Annotated in this window: 27 protein-coding genes; 11 read left to right on the top strand and 16 right to left on the bottom strand. The window is 65.8% G+C overall.

Going from position 1 to position 24,200, the window contains the following annotated elements; translation table 11 throughout:
* Positions 1–60: 60 nt before the first annotated feature.
* On the top strand, positions 61–654 hold the full coding sequence (locus tag MU558_RS07225; protein ID WP_246973457.1) for an NADPH-dependent FMN reductase: 594 nt from the start codon (positions 61–63) through the stop codon (positions 652–654).
* Between the two features lie 38 nt (positions 655–692).
* Here MU558_RS07225 and MU558_RS07220 read toward each other — a convergent pair whose 3' ends face one another.
* The 4 genes from MU558_RS07220 to larB form a co-directional block, all read right to left on the bottom strand.
* The gene (locus tag MU558_RS07220; RefSeq protein ID WP_246973455.1) at positions 693–1,373 is read right to left on the bottom strand and encodes a plastocyanin/azurin family copper-binding protein; all 681 of its coding nucleotides are present in this window, start codon (positions 1,371–1,373) and stop codon (positions 693–695) included.
* Between the two features lie 122 nt (positions 1,374–1,495).
* Complete coding sequence (locus tag MU558_RS07215; RefSeq protein WP_246973453.1) at positions 1,496–1,744, bottom strand: GIY-YIG nuclease family protein; 249 nt, start codon at positions 1,742–1,744, stop codon at positions 1,496–1,498.
* Between the two features lie 88 nt (positions 1,745–1,832).
* Complete coding sequence (locus tag MU558_RS23395) at positions 1,833–1,982, bottom strand: DUF7563 family protein (protein ID WP_247122539.1); 150 nt, start codon at positions 1,980–1,982, stop codon at positions 1,833–1,835.
* 121 nt (positions 1,983–2,103) lie between these two features.
* Positions 2,104–2,865, bottom strand: coding sequence for a nickel pincer cofactor biosynthesis protein LarB (gene larB, locus MU558_RS07210; RefSeq protein ID WP_246973451.1), 762 nt, complete (start codon positions 2,863–2,865; stop codon positions 2,104–2,106).
* Positions 2,866–3,111: 246 nt separating this feature from the next.
* Between larB and MU558_RS07205 the strand changes: the two genes are divergently transcribed.
* A complete protein-coding gene (locus tag MU558_RS07205; RefSeq protein ID WP_008013450.1) occupies positions 3,112–3,279 on the top strand; it encodes a DUF1931 family protein in 168 nt (55 codons plus the stop codon).
* 81 nt (positions 3,280–3,360) lie between these two features.
* Here the strand turns inward: MU558_RS07205 and MU558_RS07200 are convergent, their stop codons facing one another.
* The 3 genes from MU558_RS07200 to rpiA form a co-directional block, all read right to left on the bottom strand.
* A complete protein-coding gene (locus tag MU558_RS07200) occupies positions 3,361–4,341 on the bottom strand; it encodes an MBL fold metallo-hydrolase (protein WP_246973448.1) in 981 nt (326 codons plus the stop codon).
* A gap of 32 nt (positions 4,342–4,373) precedes the next feature.
* On the bottom strand, positions 4,374–5,438 hold the full coding sequence (gene fni, locus MU558_RS07195; protein WP_246973445.1) for a type 2 isopentenyl-diphosphate Delta-isomerase: 1,065 nt from the start codon (positions 5,436–5,438) through the stop codon (positions 4,374–4,376).
* A gap of 85 nt (positions 5,439–5,523) precedes the next feature.
* Positions 5,524–6,210, bottom strand: coding sequence for a ribose-5-phosphate isomerase RpiA (gene rpiA / locus MU558_RS07190; protein WP_246973442.1), 687 nt, complete (start codon positions 6,208–6,210; stop codon positions 5,524–5,526).
* A gap of 213 nt (positions 6,211–6,423) precedes the next feature.
* On the opposite strand from rpiA, the gene MU558_RS07185 reads away from it, so the two are divergent.
* Together MU558_RS07185 and MU558_RS07180 are read left to right on the top strand one after the other, a co-directional pair.
* Entirely contained in the window at positions 6,424–7,158 is a 735-nt protein-coding gene (locus tag MU558_RS07185) for an ABC transporter ATP-binding protein (protein ID WP_246973439.1), read from the top strand.
* Complete coding sequence (locus tag MU558_RS07180) at positions 7,159–8,421, top strand: ABC transporter permease (protein ID WP_246973436.1); 1,263 nt, start codon at positions 7,159–7,161, stop codon at positions 8,419–8,421.
* 15 nt (positions 8,422–8,436) lie between these two features.
* Here MU558_RS07180 and MU558_RS07175 read toward each other — a convergent pair whose 3' ends face one another.
* Positions 8,437–8,982, bottom strand: a complete 546-nt coding sequence (locus tag MU558_RS07175; protein ID WP_246973433.1) for a DUF5518 domain-containing protein — start codon at positions 8,980–8,982, stop codon at positions 8,437–8,439.
* A 60-nt stretch (positions 8,983–9,042) separates the two neighbouring features.
* Positions 9,043–10,152 (bottom strand): AI-2E family transporter, encoded by a 1,110-nt coding sequence (locus MU558_RS07170; protein ID WP_246973430.1) that lies wholly within the window; start codon positions 10,150–10,152, stop codon positions 9,043–9,045.
* A gap of 91 nt (positions 10,153–10,243) precedes the next feature.
* Between MU558_RS07170 and MU558_RS07165 the strand changes: the two genes are divergently transcribed.
* The 4 genes from MU558_RS07165 to MU558_RS07150 all read left to right on the top strand — a co-directional run bounded on the left by MU558_RS07165 (position 10,244) and on the right by MU558_RS07150 (position 14,777).
* Positions 10,244–11,332, top strand: coding sequence for a thiamine ABC transporter substrate-binding protein (locus tag MU558_RS07165; RefSeq protein ID WP_246973427.1), 1,089 nt, complete (start codon positions 10,244–10,246; stop codon positions 11,330–11,332).
* A gap of 2 nt (positions 11,333–11,334) precedes the next feature.
* A complete protein-coding gene (locus tag MU558_RS07160) occupies positions 11,335–13,194 on the top strand; it encodes an ABC transporter permease (RefSeq protein WP_377071396.1) in 1,860 nt (619 codons plus the stop codon).
* The gene (locus MU558_RS07155; RefSeq protein WP_246973424.1) at positions 13,187–14,221 is read left to right on the top strand and encodes an ABC transporter ATP-binding protein; all 1,035 of its coding nucleotides are present in this window, start codon (positions 13,187–13,189) and stop codon (positions 14,219–14,221) included. The genes MU558_RS07160 and MU558_RS07155 overlap by 8 nt, the downstream gene beginning before the upstream one ends.
* A 247-nt stretch (positions 14,222–14,468) precedes the next feature.
* Positions 14,469–14,777 carry a DUF7521 family protein gene (locus MU558_RS07150; RefSeq protein WP_246973422.1) on the top strand — a complete coding sequence of 103 codons (309 nt, stop codon included), beginning with the start codon at positions 14,469–14,471 and terminating at the stop codon, positions 14,775–14,777.
* Positions 14,778–14,798: 21 nt separating this feature from the next.
* Here the strand turns inward: MU558_RS07150 and MU558_RS07145 are convergent, their stop codons facing one another.
* Positions 14,799–17,183: an ATP-dependent DNA helicase gene (locus MU558_RS07145; RefSeq protein ID WP_246974860.1), complete on the bottom strand. Its 2,385-nt coding sequence runs from the start codon at positions 17,181–17,183 to the stop codon at positions 14,799–14,801.
* Between the two features lie 180 nt (positions 17,184–17,363).
* The gene (locus MU558_RS07140) at positions 17,364–17,834 is read right to left on the bottom strand and encodes a high-potential iron-sulfur protein (protein ID WP_246973417.1); all 471 of its coding nucleotides are present in this window, start codon (positions 17,832–17,834) and stop codon (positions 17,364–17,366) included.
* A gap of 139 nt (positions 17,835–17,973) precedes the next feature.
* Between MU558_RS07140 and MU558_RS07135 the strand changes: the two genes are divergently transcribed.
* Complete coding sequence (locus tag MU558_RS07135; protein ID WP_246973415.1) at positions 17,974–18,552, top strand: DUF1684 domain-containing protein; 579 nt, start codon at positions 17,974–17,976, stop codon at positions 18,550–18,552.
* Between the two features lie 30 nt (positions 18,553–18,582).
* Here the strand turns inward: MU558_RS07135 and MU558_RS07130 are convergent, their stop codons facing one another.
* Complete coding sequence (locus tag MU558_RS07130; RefSeq protein ID WP_246973413.1) at positions 18,583–19,263, bottom strand: class I SAM-dependent methyltransferase; 681 nt, start codon at positions 19,261–19,263, stop codon at positions 18,583–18,585.
* Between the two features lie 291 nt (positions 19,264–19,554).
* On the opposite strand from MU558_RS07130, the gene MU558_RS07125 reads away from it, so the two are divergent.
* Both MU558_RS07125 and MU558_RS07120 read left to right on the top strand, forming a co-directional pair.
* Entirely contained in the window at positions 19,555–20,133 is a 579-nt protein-coding gene (locus MU558_RS07125) for a DUF7090 family protein (protein WP_246973411.1), read from the top strand.
* Positions 20,134–20,138: 5 nt separating this feature from the next.
* Positions 20,139–20,465, top strand: a complete 327-nt coding sequence (locus MU558_RS07120; RefSeq protein WP_246973409.1) for a nucleoside triphosphate pyrophosphohydrolase — start codon at positions 20,139–20,141, stop codon at positions 20,463–20,465.
* On the opposite strand, the gene MU558_RS07115 is transcribed toward MU558_RS07120, so the two are convergent.
* The 4 genes from MU558_RS07115 to MU558_RS07100 form a co-directional block, all read right to left on the bottom strand.
* Positions 20,462–21,241 carry a DUF7089 family protein gene (locus MU558_RS07115; protein WP_246973407.1) on the bottom strand — a complete coding sequence of 260 codons (780 nt, stop codon included), beginning with the start codon at positions 21,239–21,241 and terminating at the stop codon, positions 20,462–20,464. The two genes, MU558_RS07120 and MU558_RS07115, sit on opposite strands and share 4 nt — an antisense overlap.
* Positions 21,242–21,586: 345 nt before the next feature.
* Positions 21,587–22,390, bottom strand: a complete 804-nt coding sequence (locus tag MU558_RS07110; protein ID WP_246973405.1) for a Zn-ribbon domain-containing protein — start codon at positions 22,388–22,390, stop codon at positions 21,587–21,589.
* Positions 22,390–22,782 (bottom strand): DUF2073 domain-containing protein, encoded by a 393-nt coding sequence (locus tag MU558_RS07105; RefSeq protein ID WP_246973397.1) that lies wholly within the window; start codon positions 22,780–22,782, stop codon positions 22,390–22,392. The genes MU558_RS07110 and MU558_RS07105 overlap by 1 nt, the downstream gene beginning before the upstream one ends.
* Before the next feature lie 4 nt (positions 22,783–22,786).
* Complete coding sequence (locus MU558_RS07100; protein ID WP_246973395.1) at positions 22,787–23,425, bottom strand: Era-like GTP-binding protein; 639 nt, start codon at positions 23,423–23,425, stop codon at positions 22,787–22,789.
* Between the last annotated feature and the right edge of the window lie 775 nt (positions 23,426–24,200).

Below are 24,200 nucleotides of genomic sequence, written 5' to 3'. Positions count from 1 at the left end.
CGTGCCGCGGCGTCCGCCGAATGCGAGAACGATTTACGAAGCGAAACCCGACGCTCGAGTATGAGTTCCGCCCCAAACGTGGTCGCCGTCTGTGGCAGCCTCCGAGAGGAGAGTTACACCCGGACGGCACTGCGGTACGTCCTCCGTGCCGCCGAGGAAGCCGGTGCGGAGACGACGCTGCTCGATCTCCGCGAGTACGACCTCCCCGTCTACGATCCCGACGTCGACGAGCAGGGCGACGCCGAGGAAGTCACGCGCATCGTCCGCGAGGCCGACGCCGTCGCACTCGGGACGCCAGTCTACCACGGCTCGTACTCGGGCGCGCTGAAGAACTTCCACGACTACTGCAGTTTCGAGGAGTACGAGGACACCACCGTCGGCCTGCTCGCGACCGCCGGTGGCGGCACCTACGGCTCGACGCTCGATCATCTCCGGATCACGGTCCGTGGCGTCCACGGCTGGGTTCTCCCACACCAGATCGGCATCCGAAAAGCCTACGACGCCTTCGTGGACGACCCCGAGGCGATCGACGGCCGCCAGTTCGTCGACGCCGACCTCGAGGAGCGCGTCGAGACGCTCGGTCGATCACTCGTCGAGTACGCCGCCATCGAACCGGAGGTCACGACCTCGCGGACGGCTGCTGCGGACGACTGACCGCCGACCGAGTTGGGCGGTCGCTCGAGGGCGACGGGTCACTCACCTGCCGTCCCGCCGTACTTCATGAAGACGTACGACAGGCTCAACACTGCGACCAGGCCCACGATCGTCGCGATCAGCAGGGTCAGCGCCTCGTCCGGGACGAGTTTGGCTGGCCCTGCCTCACCACCACCACCGCCACCGCCGCCGGCGTCCTGGGTGACCTCGATCGTCCCCTCCATCCCCAGGCTGACGTGGGGCGTGCAGTGGAACTCGTAGGTCCCCTCGGTCTCGAAGGTGTGTTCGTACTCGAACGGCGAGTTCTCGATCGGTTCGTGGCCCTCCCAGCCGGCACCATCGGGCTGGCTGTCGACGACGATGTTGTGGTTGTCCGTCACCCAGACGAAGTTCACCGTCGTCCCCGGCTGGATCTGTAGCGGACTCTCGGTGCCGGGTTCGTACGCGTAGTCGACGAGTTCGACCGTCTGGGTGCCACCGCCGCCACCGCCGCCCCCGCCCTCGGTTTCGTTGCCACCGGCGGTCTCGTTACCGCCGGCAGTTTCGTTCCCGCCGCCGGCGGTTTCGTTCCCGCCACCGTCGGTCTCGTTTTCCTCCTGTGCGACCGCCGGCATCGCCGTCGCCGACGCGAGCCCTGCACCGGCGAGCAAGAGCGTCTCGCGGCGACCGAACCGACGCCGGTCGGACTCTACGCTGCCGTCGTGACCTGGATCGACCATCTCGAGACACCTACGACCTCGAGCGGTAAAGAACGGATAGGGAGGCTCAGTCCCGATAGCAGTCGAAAAAAGACCGTCTCGACGATCTAATAATCACGACAGCCGAGAGGAGACGCCACAGCTCATCCGAGTCCGACGAGTCGCTCTTTCTGCACTCGCGTCAACTCCTTGATCTCGTACTCGCGTGACATCGCCGCCGACCGCGTCTCGTAGCGTTCGTGATAGACGAGGTCGACCGGCGTCCGCCCGCGGGTGTACTTCGCACCCTCCCCGGCGTCGTGTTCGGCGACGCGGCGCTCGAGGTCGGTCGTGTAGCCAGTGTACAGGGAGCCGTCGGCACACTCGAGGACGTAGACGAAGTGCTCGCTCATCGGTTCGGGGTACGACCGTCGGCACAAAAAGACTCGCCTGGCCAGGGGGTCCGTCCGGTGGTTCTGTACGGTACAGTCCTCGGGAGGGTCAGGTGCTTCGGGCGCGTTCTCTCGCGACTTCCGCGATTCCGGCGTTTGCCGAGCAGCTAATACACGCGTGGATCTCGCCGTGCTCGTCTGCGAAGACGCGCGCGAAGCGCTCGGACACGTGCGCACCGCAGTGGTTACACTTTGGCATAGTCACACCGGCGTCGGCCGGTACCGGGATATATCCAGAGAGACGTTAAATAAGCTTTCCCAAACGACGTATGGAGTTGTGATTTTGGTAGAATTATTTCTGGTATTCGGGTAGCTCCACGTCAACAGTCGACATTATTATCGATCGCACGGGCGATCAACGCAGCCTGGCCGCCGGCGACGAATCCGGCGTCGACGTTGACCACGGAGAGGACCGTACACGACTGGAGCATACCGGTGAGTGCAGCCTCGCCGTCGCCGCCGTAGCCGTACCCACTCGAGACGGGAACCCCGATCACGGGCGTATCGACGAGGCCGGCGACAACAGTCGGTAGCGCGCCTTCCCGTCCGGCGACGACGATCAGCACGTCCGCCTCGCGGAGCCGGTCGACCTGATCGAGTACCCGGTCGAGTGCGGCGACACCGACGTCGTCGATCCGGTCGACCGTCGCGCCGGCGTCCTCGCAGACGACCTGCGCCTCGTCGGCGATCGGCCCGTCGACCGTACCGGCGGTGACGATCCCGACCGTCGCCTCGAGTGACGGCGGTTCGTAGTCGGCAGTCCGGACGACCAGCGTCGAACTTCGGTGCTCGACGTCGGCGTCCGCGTCGAGTGCCTCGAGTCGGGACGTCGTCGCCGCGATCTGTTCGTCGGATACCCGGGTGACGAGCGCTCGCCCGGTCGTTTCGACTGCAGTCGTCGCGAGTCTCGCGACCTGTTCGGGCGTCTTTCCGGCGGCGAAAATCGCCTCGGGGATGCCGCGTCGCTTGTCTCTCACCGCATCGAACCGACCCGCGTCGCCGGTGACGTACCCGCGAAGCTCGGCTTCCGCCTCGGCCGGCGACCGCTCGCCAGCGGCGACAGCCTCGAGTAGCTCACGCATACCGTTCGCTATCACGCGGACACACTCGAATGCGTCGTCAGGGATCGTGTCCACAGACTGGGTCGAGAAGCGCGCGCGAGCGGTTTTCCGCCCGTCGAGCCCATCGACATAGCGGCAGGCAATTCATCGGACATATACTTTCCGGTGGCGAGCAGGGGAGAAACCCCCGTTTCAGCCGGCAGAGACCCGGTATCGGCGATATTAAACAGAACGCTTATAAAGGGGTAACGGGAAGTGGTGAATCGTATGGCAGACCTTATCGTCAAAGCCGCCGTGAAAGAAGCGCTCGATGACAAGAACGTCGCCTCGGACTTCTACGACGCTCTCGACGAGGAAGTCTCCGAGCTGCTCGACGACGCTGCCCGCCGTGCGGAAGCGAACGACCGAAAGACGGTCCAGCCCCGCGACCTGTAAGGGCTACTCGAGCGATATTTTTTCGCGAGTCGACGTCGGACAGCGACTGCTCCCGGCTGTGCGGTAGCGGGCCGTCGCGAGCTACAGCGGCCAGCGGCCGTCCGAACGGTCGGCCAGCCGTCGCACCGCGTCGTCGGTCAGTCGATACCCCTCGTCGACCCGCTCGAGATCGCCAGCGCGAGCCAGGTGCTCGAGGTGGGCGTACGCCTCGCCGGGGCCGTGGAGAACGTGGATGTCCGAAAGGTCGCCAAACAGCTGTGCGCTGACGGTCCAGGCGTCGGCCGGTCCGTACTCGTCGAGCACGGAGAGGACGCGATACGATCGTTCTTCGTGGTGTGCGACGATCTGTCGCGCCCTCGCCGACGGGTCGTCGATCGGATCGCGATGGCCAGGCCACGCGCGGTCGAACCCGCGGTCGGCGATCGTCTCGAGCGTCTCGAGGTACCGCTCGAGCGGTCGGTCGACGCGGACGTCGGCACCGCCGACGTTGGGCGTGTACTTGGGCAACAGGGCGTCGCCGGTGAGCACCTCGTCGCCGCTCTCGAGGACGAACGTGGAGAGGCCGGCGGTGTGGCCCGGCGCGTGGAGGACATCGAGTTCGAATCCGTCGAACGAGAGGCGGTCGCCGTCTTCGAACGGCGTGACGTCGGCGGGCGTGCCGGACAGATCGCGGCCGTCGTGGAGATAGGAGAGCAGTTCCTCGCGGTCGGCCGCCGGCATCCCCCACTCGTCGAACAGCCGTTCGTGCGTCTCTCGGACGTCGTCCCACGCGTCGGCGTCGCCCGCGATCAGCGGCGCGTCAGCGACGTGGGCGTGGACGGTCGCCCCGCTCGCGGCCTGAATCTCCCCGGTCAGCCCCGTGTGGTCGGCGTGGTAGTGCGTCAGGACGATCGCGTCGATGTCGGCGAATTCGACGTCGTGGGCGGCGAGACCGGCCTCGAGTTCGGCGCGCGTCTCCGCGACCGCGACGCCGGTGTCGACCAGGACGGTCGACTCGCCGGCGTGCAGGTACGCATTGTTCTCCCCCTCGAAGACGGTGTTCGCCAGCGTGATCCGGTGCATCTGACGGGAGTACGAAAACGAGATATTTGTCTTCAGCGATCGCGGCGACTCTCGAGGTACTCGTTCGTCCGGCCGAGGACGACGTACTCACACTCGCGCAGGTCGGCGATCGACTCGGAGCCGGTGACGAACATCGCCGTCGTGAGCTCGAGGACGAGGTCCTCGATCAGCTCGACGACGGCCTCGGTTCCCTGGCCCGCAGGCGCGAGGAAGGGTTTGGCGAGACCGCCCGCTCGCGCGCCGAGGGCGATCGCCTTCGCGACGTCGAGCCCGGAGCGGACGCCGCCGCTGGCGATCACGCAGTCGTGGACGGACGCGGCCTCGAGCGTGCTCACGGCGGTCGGGACGCCCCAGGCCCGGAAGCGCTTTCCGACTTTCTCTTGGCGGGTCGCGCCCACCGCGGCCGCCCGGTAGGACTCGATACCGGACCACGTCGTCCCGCCTTTGCCCGCGACGTCGATCGCGTCGACGCCAGCGTCGGTGAGGCGTTCGGCAGTCTCTCGCGAGATGCCGTTGCCCGTCTCCTTGACGATCACCGGGACCGAGAGGTCGCTTGCGACCCGTTCGATCTCGTCGAGACAGCCCCGGGCATCGACGTCGCCTTCGGGCTGGACCGCCTCCTGGAGGAAGTTGAGGTGGATCGCCATCGCGTCGGCCTCGATCATCTCGACGGCGCGTTCGACGTCGTCGACGTCGTACTCGAGCAACTGGGCCGCGCCGACGTTCCCGTAGAGGAACGCGTCGGGGGCGGCCTCGCGAACGACGGTGTACGACTCGAGGAGGTCCTCGTCGTCGAGTTCGAGACCGGCGCGCTGGCTCCCGACGCCCATCGCGATCCCCGTCTGCTGGGCGGCGGCCGCGAGGTTCCGGTTTATTTTCGTCGTGTTGGGATGCCCGCCGGTCATGCTCTCGATGACGATCGGCGCGGCCAGTTCGTGGCCGACGAGCGAAATCGAGGTGTCGATCTCGTCTCTGTGGATCTCCGGCAGCGCCTCGTGAACCAGTTCGACGTCCGCGAATCCGGTCCCCGAGGTCTCGACGTCTTCTTCCTGAATGATGCGAATGTGGTCGTCCTTCCGGTCGGATGTTTCGGGCATCTACGTCTCCACCCGGAGTGTGACGGGGGGAGAGTGAAAAGGTACCTGATCGTCGAAGGTGGCGTGCTCGAGCGATCGAAGCGGATCAGTACCGGTGGACGTCGACGCCGTCCGTGGTGCCGACGTAGGTGGCGTCCGCGAGGTCGACGAACAGGCCGTGTTCGACGACGCCGGGGATCGCCGACAGGCGCGCCGACAGGTCGCCGGGATCGTCGATTTCGCCGAACGCACAGTCGAGCACGAGGTTGCCGTTGTCGGTGACGACGGGGCCGTCCTTTCGCTCCGCGGCTCGAAGGTGGGGTTCGCCGCCCGCGTCGCGGACTCGCCGTTCGACGACCGGGCGAGCGTCCGGCAGGACTTCGACGGGAACGGGGCGCTCGAGCCGATCGACGAGCTTCGACGGGTCGGCGACGACCAGAAAGCGGTCGGCCGCCGAGTCGACGAGTTTCTCTCTGGCGTGGGCCGCGCCGCCACCCTTTATCAGGTCGCCGCCGGCCACCTGGTCCGCGCCGTCGATCGCGAGGTCGACCGCGTCGACTTCGTCGAGCGCCGTCAGCGGGATACCGACGTCGATCGCCAGCCGCCTGGACTGGTAGGACGTCGGGATGCCGCGGACCTCGAGGCCGTCGTCGACGGCCCGGCCGATCGCCTCGATCGCGTAGGCGGTCGTCGAGCCGGTGCCGAGCCCGACGACCATCCCGTCCTCGACCGCCTCGGCCGCGCGTTCGCCGGCGCGTCGTTTCGCCGCGTCTGAGCCACCGTCCGTCTTCATGCTCTCACGAGTGCGTGGGGAGCCCAAAAGCGTGTATATACTACCGGACGACAGTCAGTGACACTCGATCGCGTGCGATCGATGGATGACCCGTCTCGTCCGGCAGTATACTCCACGATCGGACGGACGACTCCAGAAACGACCACCTCGGCCGTATCTCTCGAAGTGACGTTTCAGCGAAGATTTTTCGGTCGGCAGGTCAACGGAACGTCCATGGAGACGGGCGAGACGGCAGTCGAGCTGATCGACGTCCGCAAGACCTACCGCATCGGCGAGCCAGTTCACGCGCTCGACGGCGTCTCACTCGAGGTGCCCCGTGGCTCCTACACCGCGATCATGGGGCCGAGTGGCTCGGGCAAGTCGACGCTGATGAACCTCGTGGGCTGTCTGGATACGCCGACGGAAGGGACGGTCGTCGTGGGAGGCCACGAGGTCGGTTCACTCGGCGACCGCGAACGGACGCGTCTCCGGGGGACGGAGGTTGGCTTCGTCTTCCAGACGTTCAACCTCATGCCGCGGCTGAACGCCGTCGAGAACGTCGCGCTGCCGCAGCTGTTCCAGGGCGTCGACCGCGCCGAGCGCCGCGAGCGAGCGCGCAAGCTGCTCGAGCGCGTCGGTCTGGCCGACCGGGAAGAGCACCTGCCGAACGAACTGTCGGGCGGCCAGCGCCAGCGGGTCGCGCTCGCCCGCGCGCTGGTCAACGATCCGGCGATCGTGCTGGCCGACGAGCCCTCGGGGAATCTCGACACCGACACCGAAGCCGAAATCCTGGACCTCTTCGACGAGTTCCACGAGGGCGGGACGACGATGCTCGTCGTCACCCACGAGCGCCACGTCGCCGAGCGGGCCGACCGAATCGTCCACCTCCTCGACGGGAAAATCGAGCGGATCGAGGAACTCGACGACGGATCGACGACGGACGAATCGGGGACGGAGGCGAGTGCCTGAATGCGACCGCTCGAGTTTCTCCGGCTCTCGTGGCGGTCGATACGCGGCCACAAGCTCCGGTCGTCGCTGACGACGCTGGGGGTGATCATCGGTATCGCCGCGGTGATCGCGTTCGTCACGCTCGGGGCGAGCCTGCAGGCGGGGATCATCGGCGACATCAGTCCCGACGACCAGCGCAACCTCTACGGCTGGGCTGCAGAGCCAGACGCCGAGGGCGGCCCGCTGGCGGGTGCACAGCCGGTGTTCAGCCAGCACGACCTCGAGGAACTGTCCGATCGCGAGGACGTCGAGGCGGCCTACGGCTACGCGACGATCCAGACGCAGGCGATCTCGAACGGGGACGAACAGGTGCCACAGGGAGACGGGTTGATCGCCGCGGGACCGTCGTACATCCGCGAGGACGACCTCCGGGAGGGACGGCAGTTCGAGATGAACGAAAGCGAGGCGGTGATCAACCCCGCCGCAGCCGAGCAGTTCGAGGAGAACGTCACCGTCGGCGACGAACTCACGCTCACGATCCTCGGCGGCCAGCAGACGACCGTGACCGTCGTCGGCATCACCGACACCTCCGAAGGGTTGAGTCCGTTCGAGGGATTCGAGACCGCGCCGCGCGTGTACGTCCCGACGGATCCGTTCTACGCGGAACAGGCTGCCGGGCTGGGGTTCGGCGACGGTGGCGGCGACCAGGCGCGGTACCTCGCGATCGTCGTCGAAGCCGAGTCCGCAGACGACAGGGCGGTCGACCGGGCCCGCGAGAGCGCGACGTCCTACCTCGAGAGCGAGCAGTCGGACGCGAGCGACCTGCTGGGCGACGACCTCGAGGTGAGACTCCAGACCAGCACGGAACTGCTCCAGCAACTCCAGGACGTCCTCGATCTGTTGCAGAACTTCATCGTCGGCATCGCGGCCATCTCGTTGCTGGTGGGCTCGATCGGCATCGCGAACATCATGCTCGTCTCCGTGACCGAGCGCACCCGCGAGATCGGCATCATGAAAGCCGTCGGTGCGCAGAATCGCGACGTCCTCGGTCTGTTCCTCTCGGAAGCGGTGATCCTCGGCACCGTCGGCGCGATCTTCGGAACCGCGGTCGGACTGCTCGCAGGCTATCTCGGAGCGTGGTACATCGACCTGCCACTCGTGTATCCCTACGAGTACGTCGCCCTCGCGATCGTCGTCGGGGTCGTCGTCGGCATCCTCTCCGGACTCTACCCCGCGTGGCGGGCCGCACGGACGGACCCGATCGACGCGTTGCGTTACGAGTGACCGGCGGCCGGAGTGTTAGTTCGACTCGAGGTCGTCCCGGCCCAGATCGTCGGTCGCCGACTCGTCGTTCCCGAACTCGCCACGGCGGCCGTCCTCGCCGGGACCGCGTCCGAACTCGTCGAGTTCGTGGTCGTCCCGACGGCTCGCACGCGAGTCACCCATTCCGATGGTCTCGCGGGCGTTCGCCTGCGTGTCGGGATACTCCTGGGCGAAGTACGCGCCCAGGAGCCCCCCGACTGCGGCCAGGCCGACGGTGTAGACGAACAGGACCGTCGCGGCGAACGCGAAGAAGAGCACGAAGACGGCGAACCCCTCGATCGGGAGGCCGCCGAGGCCGAAACCGAAACCCAGCACGCCGAGGACGAAGCCGCCGAGCAGGCCGAACGGGAGGTACATGAGCAGGCCGGCGAGCGTGCCGGCGACGGCACCCGCTCGTCCGTCCGATCCCTCGAGAAAGCCCGAGAGTGCACCGCCGAGCAGCGGCGAGAAGGGGAGAAACGAGAGCACGATCCCGGCGACGGCACCGAGAACGGCGTTGACGAACGTGTGGCGTCTACTCATAGGAGTTGTCACACGTCGAGGGCCCAAAAGCCCGAGGGTCATCATACACAGCAGACGGTATCAGGGAGAGTCACTCGCTCGCGACGGTTCGTCGGCGCGTGCCTCGCTCGAGGCGTCGGCAGCGTCGACGGAGACGTCGGGAACGCCGACGCGCGGGCCGGACGAGTCGTCGAGGTCGGGGAGGTCCTCGCCGTTGACCTCGTCGGCCAGCAGCGAGACGGCTTCGACGAAGATGGCGACGACGAGCGGCCCGACGACGATGCCGATCGCACCGAGCGTGAAGAGGCCACCGGTGAAGCCGACGAAGTAGAGACTGCCGGGGAGACCAGCCGAACGGCGGGCCAGCCGCGGTCTGACGACGACGTCGGGGAGCCAGCCGATGAGGACGACGCCGAGGCCGCCGACGACCACCGCAGCGACGGGTTCGCCGAGTGCGACGTGATAGAGCGCGATCGGGGCGACGAGCATCGTCGGGCCGACGATCGGCACGAACTGTAAGATGCCGGCGACCATCGCGAGCATGAGCGCCGCGTCGTAACCCAGCAACCGAAAGAACGGGTACGCAGCGATGGACGTCCCCACCGCCGTCGCCAGCTGGAGGACGTAGATGGCGTACAGCGTCGATCGGGCGCGCCAGGCCAGCGCGTGGACGACGTCGCGGTACTCGTGTGGAACCGGGGCGATCGCCGCCCGGCCAGCCGCGTCGCCCTTGAGGAGGAGTCCGAACAGCAGGAGGACGAACAGCGCGAACTTCACTGCTAACTCGGGTGCCGCCGTCGCAAGGGCCACCGAGAGGCTCCGTAGCTGGTCGATCAGCCACGCTCTGACCTCCGTCGCCTCGAGCGTCACCGTCGCGTCGGCGATCGTGATCGTCAGTTCCGTCGGCAGGTCGCGGACGACCGCGAGCAGTTCGTCCATTCGCAGGTAGAGCGTGACGACGATCGGCGAGACGACCGCGACTACCCCGGAAAAGCCGACGAGCGTGGCGACGACGCCCGCCGTCCACTCCGTGAGGCCGCGCCTGACGAGCCAGCCGTGGACCGGCAAGAGGACGTACGCGACGGTGAGCGCGAAGAGGATCGTCCCCAGCACCTCGAGCAGGATCACACCCGTCACCACGCCGAGCGCGGCGACGACGCCCGCGAGGACGTACCGGCGATTGGCAGTCACAGAAGAGAGTCACGCTCGAGGATGAAAACTGTTCGCTTCGACTGAAAGACGATCCACCGAACTTAAGACTACTCGGTGTAACAACCGCGTAATGAATCGACGAACGGTGCTGCGAGCCGCCGGTGCTGGCGTCGCGGGCGTCACGCTCGCCGGTTGTCTGACTCGCAACGGTGACGAAAACGGGACGCCGGCGGAAGACGACGGTCCCCTCCGGATCGCGACGTACACGTCCATGGTCGACGGCTACGATCCCGCCGGCCCGTGGCTCAAAGAAGCCTTCGAGGAGGAGCATCCGGACGCCGAACTCGAGTGGACCGTCCCCGAAGACGGCGTGAACCTCTACGTCCAGCAGGCCCAGCAGGACGTCGAGGTCGACGCCGACCTCTACTTCGGCCTCAACGTCGACGACCTCGTGCGCGTCGACGAGGAACTCGGCGAGGGGGCGCTGTTCCAGCCGCTCGATCGCGATCGCCTCGAGAACGCGGGTCGCGTCCGGTCCGACCTCGAGTTCGACGACCCGAGCGGCCGGGTCCTCCCCTACGACACGGGCTACATCAGCCTCGTCTACGACGAGAACGAGGTCGACGAGCCGACGACGTTCGAGGACCTGGTCGATCCAGCCTACGAGGGGACGCTGCTTGCCCAGAACGCCCAGCAGTCCGACCCGGGACAGGCGTTCATGCTCTGGACGATCGACGCCTACGGCACCGACGGCTACCTGGAGTACTGGCGCGAACTCGTGGACAACGACGTGGACATCCGCGGCGACTGGGACTCGGCGTACAACGCCTACCTCGAGGGTGAGCGGCCGATCGTCGTCTCCTACTCGACTGACCAGGTGTTCGCCGTCGCCGACGACCTGGACCTCTCGCGCCACCAGGTCGCGTTCCCGAACGAGCAGGGCTACGCGAATCCCGAGGGGATGGCGATCTTCGAGGGCGCACAGACCGACCTCGCGTACGAGTTCGTCGACTTCGTCCTCTCGAGTGAGGCACAGGCGGAGATCGCGACGCGCAACGTCCAGTTCCCGGCGATCGAGGCCGAGTACGTCGACCTCGAGGACAGTTTCACCGACTACGCCTTCGAACCGTCGGAGGCGGTGACGTTCAGCTACGACGACCTCCGGGGGAACCTCGACGGGTGGACCGACGAGTGGTCGCGCGAGATCGTCGGTCGGTAAGCGTGTCGGCGAGCGGTCGAATCGCCGACGTTCGTGCGTGGTTCGCCGGGCGCGCGCTCGTCGTGATGGCGCTCGCGACGGCCGCGGTACTCGTCGTGATGCTCTACGTCCCCGTCGGTGTCGTCTTCTCCGAGGCCCTGTTCGTCGACGGCCGATTCTCCGTCGGGAACTTCCGGGCGGTGCTCGCCGATCCGTTCTACCTCGGCGTCCTGGCACCGGTGTTCGCCGATCCGCTCGCGGTCGGAACGCACCTCGGCGCGCTCGTCGGCTGGCTCGCGTCGATCTCGGTGTCGGTCTCGCCCGCGTTCCCCTGGTTCACACTCGAGGTGCCGGACGTCCGGCTGGGACTGTTCGGCTTCACCGCCTACCAGGCGACCCTCTCGACCGTCGCGAGCGTCGTTCTCGGCCTGCCGGCGGCGTACGTCCTCGCGAATTACGAGTTTCGCGGCCGGCAGACACTGCGTTCGCTCACCATCCTCCCGTTCGTCCTCCCGGGGATCATGGTCGCCGTCGGCTTCTACGCCACGTTCGGACAGACGGGCACGCTCAACTCGCTGCTCGGACTCGCTGGACTCGGTCCCTATCCGTTTCTCGGCCGGTACCCGCTGGCCGTGGTGATCGTCGCCCACGCCTTCTACAACGCTCCGCTGGTCGCCCGAATCACCGTCGCCGCCTGGGAGAGCGTCGACGTCCGGACCGTCGAGACCGCCCGCTCGCTCGGCGCGAGCCCCCGGCGAGCGTTCCGGGACGTGGTCGTCCCACAGCTCCTTCCCGCCGTCCTCACCGGCGCGTTGCTCACGTTCGTCTTTACGTTCATGACGTTCCCCATCGTCCTCGCGCTCGGCGGACTGCAACTGGCGACGGTCGAGGTCTGGGTCTACGACCGCATCCGGCGGCTCGCGTTCGCCGAAGCCGCAACGCTCGCCGTCCTCGAGACGATCGTCACGCTGTCGGTCACCTACGCCTACCTCCGGTACGAGTCCGCACAGGCGGGGATGAGCCGGGCCGCCTCGCCACCGCCGCGCGAGCAACTGTTTCCCGACGTCCGAACCGCGTTTACCCCCAGTCGACTCGCCATCCTGGGGTACGGCGTCGTCGCCGCGGTCGTCTTCGTCGGCCCGCTCGCGAGCCTGATCGTCGGCAGCGTCACCGACGGCAGCGGCTTCACGCTCCGGTACTACGCGTTCTTGCTCGAGCGACAGGTCGAGGGAGCGTCGTTCCAGACCCGGCCGTGGCCGGCGATCCGCAACTCGCTTCTCTTCGGCGTCGCGACGCTCGCCGTCGCGCTCCCGATGGGCGTCGTGATCTCGGTGCTGACGGCTCGAGCGGGTCGGCTGGGGACCGTCGTCGACGCCCTCGCGATGCTCCCACTTGCGGTCAGCGGGATCGTCTTCGGCATCGGCCTGCTCCAGGGACTCGTCTTCGGCATCGCGCTGCCCGGTGGCTGGCGGCTACAGGTGACGGGCGCGGTCGCTATCGTCGCCGCCCACGCCGTCGCCGCCTACCCCTTCGTCACCCGGAACGTCTCACCGCTGCTCGCCGACCTCGACCCCGCGATGGTCGAGTCCGCCCGTGCGCTCGGGGCCACCCGCGCTCGCGCGTTACTCGACGTCGAACTGCCGCTAGTCGCGAGCGGGGTCGTCGCCGGCGCAGCCTTCGCGTTCGCCATCTCGATCGGCGAGTTCTCTTCGACGGTGATTTTGGCGGCCGGCAGCGAGACGTACACGATGCCCGTCGCCGTCGAGCGCTACCTCGGTCGCAGGCCCGGTCCCGCAATCGCCATGGGAACGCTCTTGCTCGTCGTCACGGCCGCGAGTTTCGTCGTCGTCGACCGCGTCGGCGGGAGGTTCGAACGTGACTGACCTGGCTCTCGAGTCCGTCACCAGACGCTACGACGGGACGACCGCACTCGAGTCGATCGACCTCACGGTCCGCGACGGGGAGTTTTTCACCCTCGTCGGCCCGTCCGGCTGTGGGAAGACGACGACGCTGCGGGTGATCGCCGGCTTCGAGGAGCCCACCGAGGGGACGATCCGCTTCGACGGCCGGGAGACGACCGGCGTGCCGCCCGAAGAACGCGACGTCGGCGTCGTCTTCCAGAGTTACGCCCTGTTTCCGCACATGACCGTCGCCGAAAACGTCGGCTACGGGCTGCGCTTTCGCGACCCGCCCAAGGGGACGAGCGAGGACGAACGGATCGCCGAGTTGCTCGACCTGGTCGACCTGCCGGGGACCGAAGAGCGAGCGCCGACGGAGCTGTCGGGCGGCCAGCAACAGCGGGTCGCCCTGGCTCGAGCACTCGCCCCCGAACCCAGCCTGCTGTTGCTCGACGAACCCATGAGCGCGCTCGACGCACGCCTCCGGGAGTCGCTGCGCCGACAGCTCAAACGCATCCAGTCGGACCTCGAGATCACGACCGTCTACGTCACCCACGACCAGGCGGAGGCGCTGGCGATCTCCGACCGCGTCGCCGTGATGTCCGACGGCCGGATCGAGCAGGTCGGCACGCCAGAGGAGATCTACCGCGAGCCCGCCACGCGCTTCGTCGCCGAGTTCGTCGGCGACAACAACGTCTTCGAGGGCCGGGTGCTCGAGCGCGACGGCGAGGGGACGAGCGTCGACGTCGACGGCGACGTCTTCCGGCTCCCGCCACTCGAGACCGACGCCGACAGACTCACCTTCTGCGTCCGTCCCGAGGCGCTCTCGCGGGCGGTCGAGGCGAACCGACTCGAGGTCGACGTCGAGACGAGCGAGTTCCTCGGCGAGAGCGTCCGGGTGCACGGCCGCCGGAACGGCACGCCGGTCGTCCTTCGGGTGAGCGACCCCCCTTCAGACGAGACGGTCACGGTCGGGTTCGATCCCGAAGCGGTCCACGTCGTCGACGGCTGATACTACTGGACGAAACGATTCACACATCGATCGCACTCGAACGGCCGTCGCCGGTGGCGACGGACCGTGAGACGCGATCGAGTGTTCAGTGACTGTTGTCCGGCAGTATGAAGCGTCGACGGCCGACGTCTGTGCGTTCACGGCGGCGATTCCAGCGAACTGAGAACGGGCGTCTCGACTGAAAAGGAACGGCGACGAACCTCGAGGTAGAATCGCGTCACCGAACCACGTTCCGTCGCAGATCACCATGGACCGATATACCGCTATCATCGCGCTCGCGAACACCACCACGCTCGTCGTCGGCGGGCTAATCGTGCTGCTCGCTTACCGGGCGTTCCGTCGAACCGGTTCGTCACCGCTTCGCGCGGTCGCCGTCGGGTTCGGGTTCATCGTCACCGGCTCGCTTTTGGGCGGTCTCGTGCACCTCATCGGCGAGAACGTCGCCCTCGGCATCGCCGTCCAGAGCTCGTTCACCGCCGGGGGATTCGTCGTGCTGTGGTACTCGCTGTACACGAGCGGATCGACGGCGACCACGATCAGACGATCGACCGGGTGAGGCGGGGCCGCGACGGACGGCTCACGGCTCCTCGAGTCGATCCCGGATTCGATCGAGACCGAACTCGAGCATGTCGGGGCTGACCGGCTGGAACGCCTCGCGTTCGTCGGCGGGCAGGTAGCCGCGAACGGAATCCCAGCTGTCGCGAGCGTAGCGTTCGTCGAGCAGGACACGGACACCGACGTCCTCGGGGCCACGGATGACTCGTCCGGTCGCCTGCCTGGCCTTTCGCACCGCGGGAACGAGCAGGGCATAGGCGAACCCCTCGCCGAACGTCTCGTCGTAGGCTCGCCGAACGGCCTCGGTCCGCGGACTCGAGGTGTTGACGATCGGAACGCCACAGACGACGGCCGCGTTGAGGCGATCGCCGCTGTAGTCGACGCCCTCTGTGAGCGTGCCGCGAAGGCTCGTCACCAGCACCTTCCCCTCGCCTGTGAAGAAGTCGTCTTTCAGCGACTCCGTGACCTCGTCGGCGCTCGACTCGTCGAGCAAGACGGGTTTGTCGACGCGATCCTCGAGGACGCCTGCGGCCCACTCCGCCTCGCCGTAACTGGGCATCCCGACGAGGACGTTGCCGGGCACGCGGGCGACCTTCGAGATCGCGTCGGCGTAGTGGGTCCGGGTCGGATTCTCCTCGCCGGGCCGGCCCCGGTTGTCGTAGGTGAACTTCGGCGCGGCGACGGCGAAGCTCTCGCGGTTCTCCGCGGGGAAGTGCAGGCCGTAGCGGCGCTCGACGACCGGACGGTCTTCCTCCCGCTCGACGTACTCGAGGCCCGTCACCTCGGCGAACGCCTCCATCGGCTCCAGGGTCGCGCTCATCAGGATGCCGCCGCCGAAAGCCGAAAGGCGCGAGCCGATCGCGTCGCTTGGCACGCAGTTGTGCAAGGCGAGGCGGGCGGTGTAGGCGCGTCGCCACGAGTCGGCGGGTTCGGTGTCGTCCCAGGTGCGCTCGAGTTCGATCTCGCGGAAGTAGTCGGTGTGTCCACACCGGTACCACTCTCCCAGGACGCGCCCGACGGCGGGCGTGGCTCTCGCCCGTTCTTCGTCTTCTGCCTCGTCCAGGATCCGCTCGACCACCGCGCCGACGTGTTCGGCCCGGACCCAGGCGACGTCGCCGTAGCCCGCCCCGTCGGCCCACTCGGAGAGTTCGTCCTGCGCGGGCGTCGCGGGGTCTCGCAGCGGAATCTCGTCGTCCTCGAGGTCCGTGAGGGTCGACTGCCAGCCGCGGTGGGTCCGATCGAGGTAGGCCCGCACGCGACGGTCGAGTTCCTCGCGGAGGTCGCGGACGAACTGGCGGGTCCGCTCGAGTTCCTCGAAGGAGACGTCCGAATCGGCCAGTTCCGCCCGCACGAGTTCGGCGTCGGCGGTCATCGAACCGCCCTCGGCCCGTCGTCCCTCGCGTTCGAATTTGATCGGCTGGATCACCCGCGAGAGTTCGGTCTCGGCGTCGCGCAACGTGGTGTCGGCGACGCCGTCGCTGACGAGGTCGCGGACGCGCGGCTCGAGCATGTGTGCCTCGTCACAGACGAGAAACGTCGAATCGTCGAGCAACGCAGCGGTGAACGCCGCGGTCGTCTGCGGGTCGAACGCGTGGTAGTAGTTGCCGATCACGACCTCGGCGTGGCCCAGCAGCGCGCCCATCACCGAGTGGGGACAGGTGCCGTGGCGTGCCGACAGCGCCACGAGGTCCTCGGGCGTGACGAGTCCGGTTTCGGTGAAGTCGAAGGGGACCGCCTCGGCGGCGTCGCCGTCGCTTCCCTCGTCTGGCAGGTCCTCGAGGTACTGCGCGTAGAACGGACAGTACTCGATCTCGCTTCCGACCGCGCCGCCGTCACCGTACGCCGGCAGGTCGGGCGGGTACGGCGTCGGTTCGCCGGCCGTCTCGAGAAAGCGCCCGCCGCCGCCCTGGCGGCCGCTGTCGGCGAGTCCGATCTGCTGGCTCCGCGCGTTCGCCGCGAGACTCCCCGCCGTCGTCTCGCCGCCCTCGCCGACCAGGTCACGGGTCCGGTCTCGCAGCGTCTCACAGCGGTCGTAGACGTTCCCGTCGTCGAAGTTCGCCGCTCTCTCGCGGTTGTACGGACAGACGTCGGCTTTCCCGACCAGCGTGAGTCCAGAAACCGGGTTCCAGCCGGTCGGCAGGTTCGCGTTGATCGTCTCGAGGTCGGCCTCGAACTGACGCAGTTGCTGTTTGACGCTCGTGAGCACGAACACGCGCTCGAAGTCGGTCTCGGGGTCGCGCACGAGGTCGATGCCCGCGGTCAGGGCGATCATGGTCTTGCCCGTCCCGCAGGCACCCTCGATCACGGTGTAGCCGCCCTCGCGGGCAGTGTCGATGGCCGTCTCGATGCCGTCGACCTGCTCGTCGTAGGGCTCGTCGTGTCCGAAGACAGCGCGCCAGTCCGTCATTCCTGCCGTACTCATCGTCGGTCGGTCATAGGGTTGACGGACGACACTGGCCCCGCTTTCGGATATAAACCTGCGGTCGTCGGTGGAAAAATACGCTACCGATCGGAAGCCGATCGGAAGATTCGGCGAGAGTGCGATCGGCGACACCTCGAGCGACCACCGATCGCTGCCTACGGCGGATTATGCGCTCTCGTTCCCGGTCTCGTTACCGTCAGTTTCGTTACCGTCAGTTTCGTTACCGTCGGTTTCGTTACCGCCGTCGCCTTCGAACTCCTGGAAGAGCGTACACCATCCCTGCGGGTCGATCAGTCCCTCGACTTCGACGCAGGCACCCATGCCGTCGTCGTTCTGGTCTGGGACGTAGAAGCGACAGTTCTCGCAGGCTTCGCCGTCGCTGGGTTCCTCCTGATACTGGACGTCGTCTTTCGCCAGGAGGTCGGCGTTGGGATCGTACTCCGTCCCGTCCAGTGCGGTCGCGCCCTCGTACTCCGACGGGACCTCGTCGTCGCCGCCGTCGCCGCCGTCGCCGCCGTCACCACCGTCGCCGCCATCACCGTTCCCATTACCGCCACAGCCGGCGAGTCCGACGACAGCAGTCGCACCGGTCAACTGGAGGAAGCGTCGCCGCTCTTTCGATAACTCGTTGGGCATCGTCTGTACGTTACAGACCATGAACTTTAAAAGGAGACCCTACGTTCTCAGCGATTGAGAACATTCTGACGAGTTCTTGAGGCGTACTGAAGCACACCGGAAACACAACGCCTTCACCTCGCGACCGACAACCTCGAGTATGACAGATTCCGTCGACGTCGACCGCTGGACGAGCGAACTCGAGGAGAAACGCGACGAGAAAGACCGCTTTTTCGCCGAACACCCGCAGTCGCCGATCCCGCCGGGAGAACGCGACGGGTTCGACGGGCTCGAGTACTTCCCGCCGGACCCGGACTACCGCGTGAGCGCGACCGTCACCGTCCACGACGATCCCAACCCGGTGACGATGGAGACGACGGCGGGTCGCGAGGTTCGCTACCTCCGGGTGGCGACCCTCGCGTTCGACCTCGAGCGCGACGACGCGGATCTCGAGGACGGCACGTTCGAACTGGCTGCCTACCAGCAGGAGGGTGCACGCGAAGAGGCGCTGTTCGTCCCCTTCCGGGACAAGACGACCGGCCAGCAAACGTACCGGGGCGGGCGGTACATGGAACTCGAGACCGAGCGGGGTCTGGAGACGGGCGACGAGATCGTCGTCGACTTCAACCTCGCGTACTCGCCGTTCTGTGCCTACAGCGAGACGTTCGACTGCCCGCTCCCGCCCGAGGAGAACTGGCTCGAGGTGGCGATTCCGGCGGGCGAACGGTTCGAACGGTAGGTTCGAGTGGAAACGGAGGGGTCGTCGGATTCAGGGCGCGACGCCGACAGTGAGGAGCGTCCCGAGCTCGCGGTAGCGTTCGACCATCTCCTCGCGGGTGTTCCACTCCTCGAGGGGGAACTCGGCTTCCGCCGGAATCGTAATCTCGCGATCGGGGACGTTGTCCTGTTCGGCAACGTGGAGACCAGCCTCGCGGAAGGCCTCGCGGTACTGCCGGCGAGACCAGCGGGTCATCTCGACCGAGATCGACGCCTGCCACTCGTGGGAGTGGACGTTCTCCTCGTAGTAGTTGACGGCACAGTAGAAGGTGCCGCCGGGCCGGAGGACGCGAACGATCTCCTCGAGTGCTCGGTGGGGGTCGGCGGCGTAGTAGAACGCCTCCATCGACCAGACGTGGTCGATCGAGTCGTCGGCGAAGGGCAGCGACCCGAAGTCGCCGACGACGTAGCCGACCTTCTGGTCGTCGGTATAGCCTCGGGCGTTGCGAGCCATCTCGGGTGCGCCGTCGAGTCCGTAGACGCGATCCGCGTCGTAGGTCTCGCGGATGGCCCTGCCCGCGTAGCCGCTCCCACAGCCCAGATCGAGGACGACGTCGCCGGACTCGACCGGCATCCTCGCGAGTGCGTGTTTGGCAGTGTGCCAGTGGCGTTCTTCCATTCCTCTGTCGCGGCCCGCTTCGGCCCAGGCGTCGAACTCCTCGCGAACGCTCATACCGACGTCATCGACCGCACGTGACTAAACGGGTTCGTATCACCGCGCCCCTTTGGCGGACAATCACCGACAAGCTTTTTAGGCCTGCCTAAATAATATCGACTCGAAGGGTTTAGGCCAGCCGAAAATCCATGGGCATCGGGTTTTCGTCGTCCGCAGAGTCCCAGACTCACCGCCCCCTTCAGCCTTTTTGCGGGAAGGTGTACCGTCGACGGCCGACACCGGCGAAAAACGAAGAAAAGTTGTGATACCCGCAATCTTAAGTCAGTGCCGAAACTTGTTCACTCCAATATGGAGTACTCGCTCGAGATCGACGAGACACCGGAGACGGTACCAGGGGGGACAGGCGTTCTCTTGCTCCACCCGAGTACGGGTGAAACAGACCGCATCGACACCGACTTTCTCAAGACCGACACCGACCACTTCCTCGTCGTCTCGACGCGAACGACCGCCCGCGAAGTCAGACAGAAACTCGAGTACTACGACGTCGACGAGAGCTGCGCCGACATTCTCGACACCCTGAGCATCGAACGCGGCTACTCGCGGCGCTCGAGCGACAACGTTCACTACGTCGCTGCACCCGACGACCTCGACGGAATCGTCGAACAGGTCCGACGGTTTCTCGACGCCAACGACGGGAAACTCCGGATCAGCTTCGACTCAGTCACCGAACTCGCATACTACGCCGGCGACGAACCGACCCTCGAGGCGACCGAGCGAATCCTGGACCTGCTCGAGGAACACGACGCTGTCGGTCTCTTTCACCTCTCCGAGGAGGTCCACGACGACGACGTCGTCGCCGACTTCCGTGCGCTGTTCGACGGCGTGATCGACCTCGACGAGGACGGGACGGTCACGGCCAAGTTCTGACCGCCGTGACCCGGTACGACAAGCTCGTTCGCGACCGGATTCCGGAGATCATCGTGGCCGACGGAAAGCAGCCGGTCGTCCACGTCTCCGACGACGACGAATACGAACGGCGACTCCGAGAGAAACTGCGCGAGGAAGCAGACGAGTTCGCCGAGAGCGGCGACCTCGAGGAACTCGCGGACGTTCTCGAGGTGATCGACGCCGTCCTCGAAAACCGGGGAGCGTCGAGAGCGCGCCTCGAACGGCTCAGACGGGAGAAACGCGACCGACGCGGTGGGTTTTCGAAACGGATCGTTCTCGAGCGGGTCGAGAGCGACGACGCCGATTCCTAGGAAAGCGCCTCGAACGTCTTCTCGGCCCACCGGATCGCGTAGGCCGGGCCGTGGTCGCGATACGCCGTCGTATCGAGCGCCGCGAAGGGTGCCGGGAGTTCGATCGCGTGCTTGATCGCGCTACAGGCCAGTTCCGTGGCGTCCGCGAAGTCCGTCTCGCCGCGAGCGACCGCCGCCGGTAGTTCGGAGACGCGACCCTCGAGTCTCGTCCCGGCATCTTGCCACGCGTCGGCGAGGGTGGGATTCTCGTCGTACCAGGTTGCGAACACGTCTCGCGTCTGGAGGCCCTTCCAGCCGTCGTAGAGCGCGGCCGCGACCTGGTACGTCCCGTTCGCCTCGAGCGGGAGCGCGGCGTCGAGATCGCGGTAGCCGTCCTCGAAGAACCCGAGGAAGTGCTCCGGAACGTCGAGGCCGACCTCGACGAGTGCTTCGGCGAGCAGGAAGTCGATGAACGATTCGGGAGACCCCTGTACGCGCGGTTTCACGAGCACGACGGGCGGGTGGGTCTGGCACGTCCAGGCGACGCTGCCATCGCCGGGCATTCCGACGGTGAAGTCGCTGCTCGCGTATCGGCACAGGAGCGTCGGCGCGTCTGCTGGGAGCCACTCCGCGGGATAGCTCGCCGGCTCGAGAGCGTCGACGAGTAAGCCGAGATCCTCGGCGACGGCCGGCGGGAGCGTCTCGAAGTCGCGCGCGCAGTCGACCACGAGCGTGTCGGGTGCGTGCTCGTCGCGAACCGACTCGACGGCATTCGAGAGTTCGCGGGCCTCGAACATCAGGCGAACGTCGTCTGGAAGACGAGCAGGATCGACAGTAGTGCCGCCGCGACGATCGTGGTGAGGACGATCTTGGTTGCAGTGCTCATGTTTCGTGGCTGTCGTCCACGTCGCTTAAATCCATCTTTCTTCCGCCCGTGGTACGTCTCGCCTGCACCAGACGATACCTCCGGAGTCGACGATCACCGACCGGGGCGATCGCGTCTTTTCGACTGGAGCCGAACCACCACGGACAGAGATTCATCATCAAAAATCGAGCTGATTCGCAGAAGAAACAGAGGCGTTGCAAACGTCGACTCACTCGGATGGGACACGCTGTGACGCGAGCAGGTCCCTCGGGGATCGTTACTCTGCGTCGCGCCAGGAGTCTGGTACGTTGATAACGTACCGACCGTCCTCTTGCAACGAGACGATGTACTCTTCGCGATCGTACAGTTCCATCAGGTTGAGTTCGTACTGGCCCGGACGGAGGATCTTGATACTCTCGAACTGATCGTTGAGCTCCTCGCGAAGTTCCTCGAGCGATGGCCGGTCGTCGGACGGCTCGCTGACGACGCGGCCGTGGTCCGGCCGCTCGTCCTCGTCAGGACGCGCCGAGTGTGCGGGCAACTCCTCGGACGAGACGACCTCGCTTCGGGCGTCGGCCTGTGCCGTGTCTTCGGTCTCGTCTCGACGTGTGCCATCGCCGACGTCCGTCGTGGCGTCGGCGTCGGGTCTCGGTCCAGCACGGGACGTGTCGACGCTCGAGGGTTCGTCACCGCTCGACGGCATCCCGGAGGCCGACGACTCGTTGCCGACCGACGATCGGTCTTCTGGCGGGCGGGCGGAGTCGGGCCACGCCGCGAACTCGCCGGTCGAGGAGTCCGACGCGGCGGTTTCAGCGTCGTCGTGTGACGGCCACGAGCGATCGTCGCTCGTTCCGTCGGAGACGAACTCGCGAACCGTCTCGACGCCTCGAGAGATCGCGCCGTCGGAGTCGTCGGACGGACGCTGTTCGGCGCGTTCGCGCGACTGGGCGGCCGCGCTCGATTTCGCGCTGGTGGACGGGACGAACTGGAACTTGTTGCCACCACAGTCGGGACATCCAGAGAGCATCTCTTTGGACCCATCGGCGAACGTGCGGCCGCAGTTCGTACACTGGTGAGGCATTAGTTTCGGGACACGAGTGCGCTGATGAGCGTTTCGTCTTTGTGGAGTGTTTCGATCTGATCGGCCGGCCCGATCACGGTCAGTTTGGCGTTCGATTCGCTATTGCCCATCAACCGCCCGAGCAGCGACGAGTTGTTCGCACTCGACTTCGGGTAAGTCTCGATCTCGATGCCGTTGAACTCGTCCGGGCTGATCTCGGTCATCGTCACCTCGATGAGCCTGCTCTCCTCGTCAGGGGTAAGTCCCTCCTCGAGGATGACGATCTTTCCGTCGTGGACGCCATCCAGGATCATCCGGATCTTCTCCATGGTGGCCATCTCGTCCATCCGCTGGCCACTGATGAGGTCGATCTGAACGCCGTCGGCGTCGTCTTTCCCTCGTGCTTCTGGCATGATATCACCCGAAGTACTCCGCGATGCTGTCGTACACTTCGTCCATGTTGTCACCCTCCTTCGCCGAAAGCGGGATCGTCTCGTGTTGGGGGAAGGCGTCTTCGATGCGTTTGACGCTCGACTCCTCCAGGTCGATCTTGTTCGCGAAGATGAGGACCGGAAGGTCGCGGGACTCGATGATCCCGATCAGCATCGTGTTGACCTGCGTGATCGGGTCTTCGGCACTGTCTAACACGTAGATAACGCCGTCGACGTCCTCGCGCAGCCAGTGCATCGCCTCGGCGACGCCCTCCGTCGCCTCGCGGGACCTGCGGATGGCGTCGTCCTTGCTCATCTCGTCGGTAAACTCCTCGTAGTCGACTTTCGTCGTCACCCCCGGCGTGTCGACGATGTCGATCGTGACCTTCTTGCCGTCGCGTTCGATATCGACGTTTTCCTTCCTGCGCGCACGTCGCGTCTCGTGTGGAACGTGACTTTCGGCACCGACCGCGTCGCCGGTCCAGTCGCGCGCAATTCGATTCGCCAGCGTCGTTTTCCCGGCATTCGGCGGACCGTAGATACCGATCCGCTTGGGCTCCTGTTCCGAAAACAGGCGTTCCGTAACGCGAGAGATACTATCTTTGAGTTCTGTGAACAGTCCCATCCTTGGGTCCTCCGGCACCTACGGGGGTGCGTCTGCGCGTAATACTGGACTCGACTCACTTAAGCCTACGTCAGACGTGATTAATAACCAATATTATGTAATGACAGTTATCTGTGACAGTTCTCCAAGACGAGTCGTGATGCTGTGTGCGGCTTCGGGGTGTGCGAGACGATGATACGGTATTACGGGCAGAGTACCGATAAGATACGGTACGATAGCACATGATAGATAATATCGATGCCTATCACTATAAGAGACAATATCACCTTTGACTGATATAGGCCCGGCGAGATGCCCCCCACCCCTTCGTTTCAACTGGAGACACTCGAGGCAGTGTCCCTGTAATCGACCGAACGGCAGGGATGTGGAGGAAATAGACCCCTCGTTTCACCTCGACCGAGGAGCTGAAGCCCAGAAACCGACGAATTCGACAGAAGAGTTCGTTCTAGTAACTCGAGGCTCTATCTGAGAGAATTCTAGTGGTTCCTAGCAACTAGAACGGCTATTTCTAGTAAAATACTCGATTTGCTAGGAGTGCGGATATTGTTTTCTTCCTATCTACTTGAATCTTCCCGTTCTAGAGACCGTCATCCCCCCACCCCCTCCCTCGGAGAGTTCCACCTGAAACGAAGGGGTGGGGGGGATACCCAGCAATTCGATAGACACTCTCTAACAGAAAACGATTCCGAGAGACACGATCCAGATCCTGCAAAAATCCTGCGAAACAGTCTCAACAAATTGGGTGACACTCACTGTCAATGACACTGGTCGGTGA

The sequence above is a fragment of the Natribaculum luteum genome (genome assembly GCF_023008545.1).
In the GTDB taxonomy this organism is placed as follows: domain Archaea; phylum Halobacteriota; class Halobacteria; order Halobacteriales; family Natrialbaceae; genus Natribaculum; species Natribaculum luteum.
This window is presented reverse-complemented; position numbering and strand designations above follow the sequence as displayed.

Bases quoted from the DNA above. Each gene is read 5' to 3' on its own strand.
- MU558_RS07200 (WP_246973448.1), bottom strand. From the start codon at position 4,341: ATGCACCGGATCACGCTGGCGAACACCGTCTTCGAGGGGGAGAACAAT.
- MU558_RS07110 (WP_246973405.1), bottom strand. From the start codon at position 22,390: ATGCCTCACCAGTGTACGAACTGCGGCCGCACGTTCGCCGATGGGTCC.
- MU558_RS07225 (WP_246973457.1), top strand. From the start codon at position 61: ATGAGTTCCGCCCCAAACGTGGTCGCCGTCTGTGGCAGCCTCCGAGAG.
- rpiA (WP_246973442.1), bottom strand. From the start codon at position 6,210: ATGAAGACGGACGGTGGCTCAGACGCGGCGAAACGACGCGCCGGCGAA.
- MU558_RS07175 (WP_246973433.1), bottom strand. From the start codon at position 8,982: ATGAGTAGACGCCACACGTTCGTCAACGCCGTTCTCGGTGCCGTCGCC.
- MU558_RS07125 (WP_246973411.1), top strand. From the start codon at position 19,555: ATGGAGTACTCGCTCGAGATCGACGAGACACCGGAGACGGTACCAGGG.
- MU558_RS07135 (WP_246973415.1), top strand. From the start codon at position 17,974: ATGACAGATTCCGTCGACGTCGACCGCTGGACGAGCGAACTCGAGGAG.
- MU558_RS07165 (WP_246973427.1), top strand. From the start codon at position 10,244: ATGAATCGACGAACGGTGCTGCGAGCCGCCGGTGCTGGCGTCGCGGGC.
- MU558_RS07180 (WP_246973436.1), top strand. From the start codon at position 7,159: ATGCGACCGCTCGAGTTTCTCCGGCTCTCGTGGCGGTCGATACGCGGC.
- MU558_RS07150 (WP_246973422.1), top strand. From the start codon at position 14,469: ATGGACCGATATACCGCTATCATCGCGCTCGCGAACACCACCACGCTC.
- MU558_RS07215 (WP_246973453.1), bottom strand. From the start codon at position 1,744: ATGAGCGAGCACTTCGTCTACGTCCTCGAGTGTGCCGACGGCTCCCTG.
- MU558_RS07115 (WP_246973407.1), bottom strand. From the start codon at position 21,241: ATGTTCGAGGCCCGCGAACTCTCGAATGCCGTCGAGTCGGTTCGCGAC.
- MU558_RS07185 (WP_246973439.1), top strand. From the start codon at position 6,424: ATGGAGACGGGCGAGACGGCAGTCGAGCTGATCGACGTCCGCAAGACC.
- MU558_RS23395 (WP_247122539.1), bottom strand. From the start codon at position 1,982: ATGCCAAAGTGTAACCACTGCGGTGCGCACGTGTCCGAGCGCTTCGCG.
- MU558_RS07105 (WP_246973397.1), bottom strand. From the start codon at position 22,782: ATGCCAGAAGCACGAGGGAAAGACGACGCCGACGGCGTTCAGATCGAC.
- larB (WP_246973451.1), bottom strand. From the start codon at position 2,865: ATGCGTGAGCTACTCGAGGCTGTCGCCGCTGGCGAGCGGTCGCCGGCC.
- MU558_RS07130 (WP_246973413.1), bottom strand. From the start codon at position 19,263: ATGAGCGTTCGCGAGGAGTTCGACGCCTGGGCCGAAGCGGGCCGCGAC.
- MU558_RS07140 (WP_246973417.1), bottom strand. From the start codon at position 17,834: ATGCCCAACGAGTTATCGAAAGAGCGGCGACGCTTCCTCCAGTTGACC.
- MU558_RS07100 (WP_246973395.1), bottom strand. From the start codon at position 23,425: ATGGGACTGTTCACAGAACTCAAAGATAGTATCTCTCGCGTTACGGAA.
- fni (WP_246973445.1), bottom strand. From the start codon at position 5,438: ATGCCCGAAACATCCGACCGGAAGGACGACCACATTCGCATCATTCAG.
- MU558_RS07205 (WP_008013450.1), top strand. From the start codon at position 3,112: ATGGCAGACCTTATCGTCAAAGCCGCCGTGAAAGAAGCGCTCGATGAC.
- MU558_RS07220 (WP_246973455.1), bottom strand. From the start codon at position 1,373: ATGGTCGATCCAGGTCACGACGGCAGCGTAGAGTCCGACCGGCGTCGG.
- MU558_RS07145 (WP_246974860.1), bottom strand. From the start codon at position 17,183: ATGACGGACTGGCGCGCTGTCTTCGGACACGACGAGCCCTACGACGAG.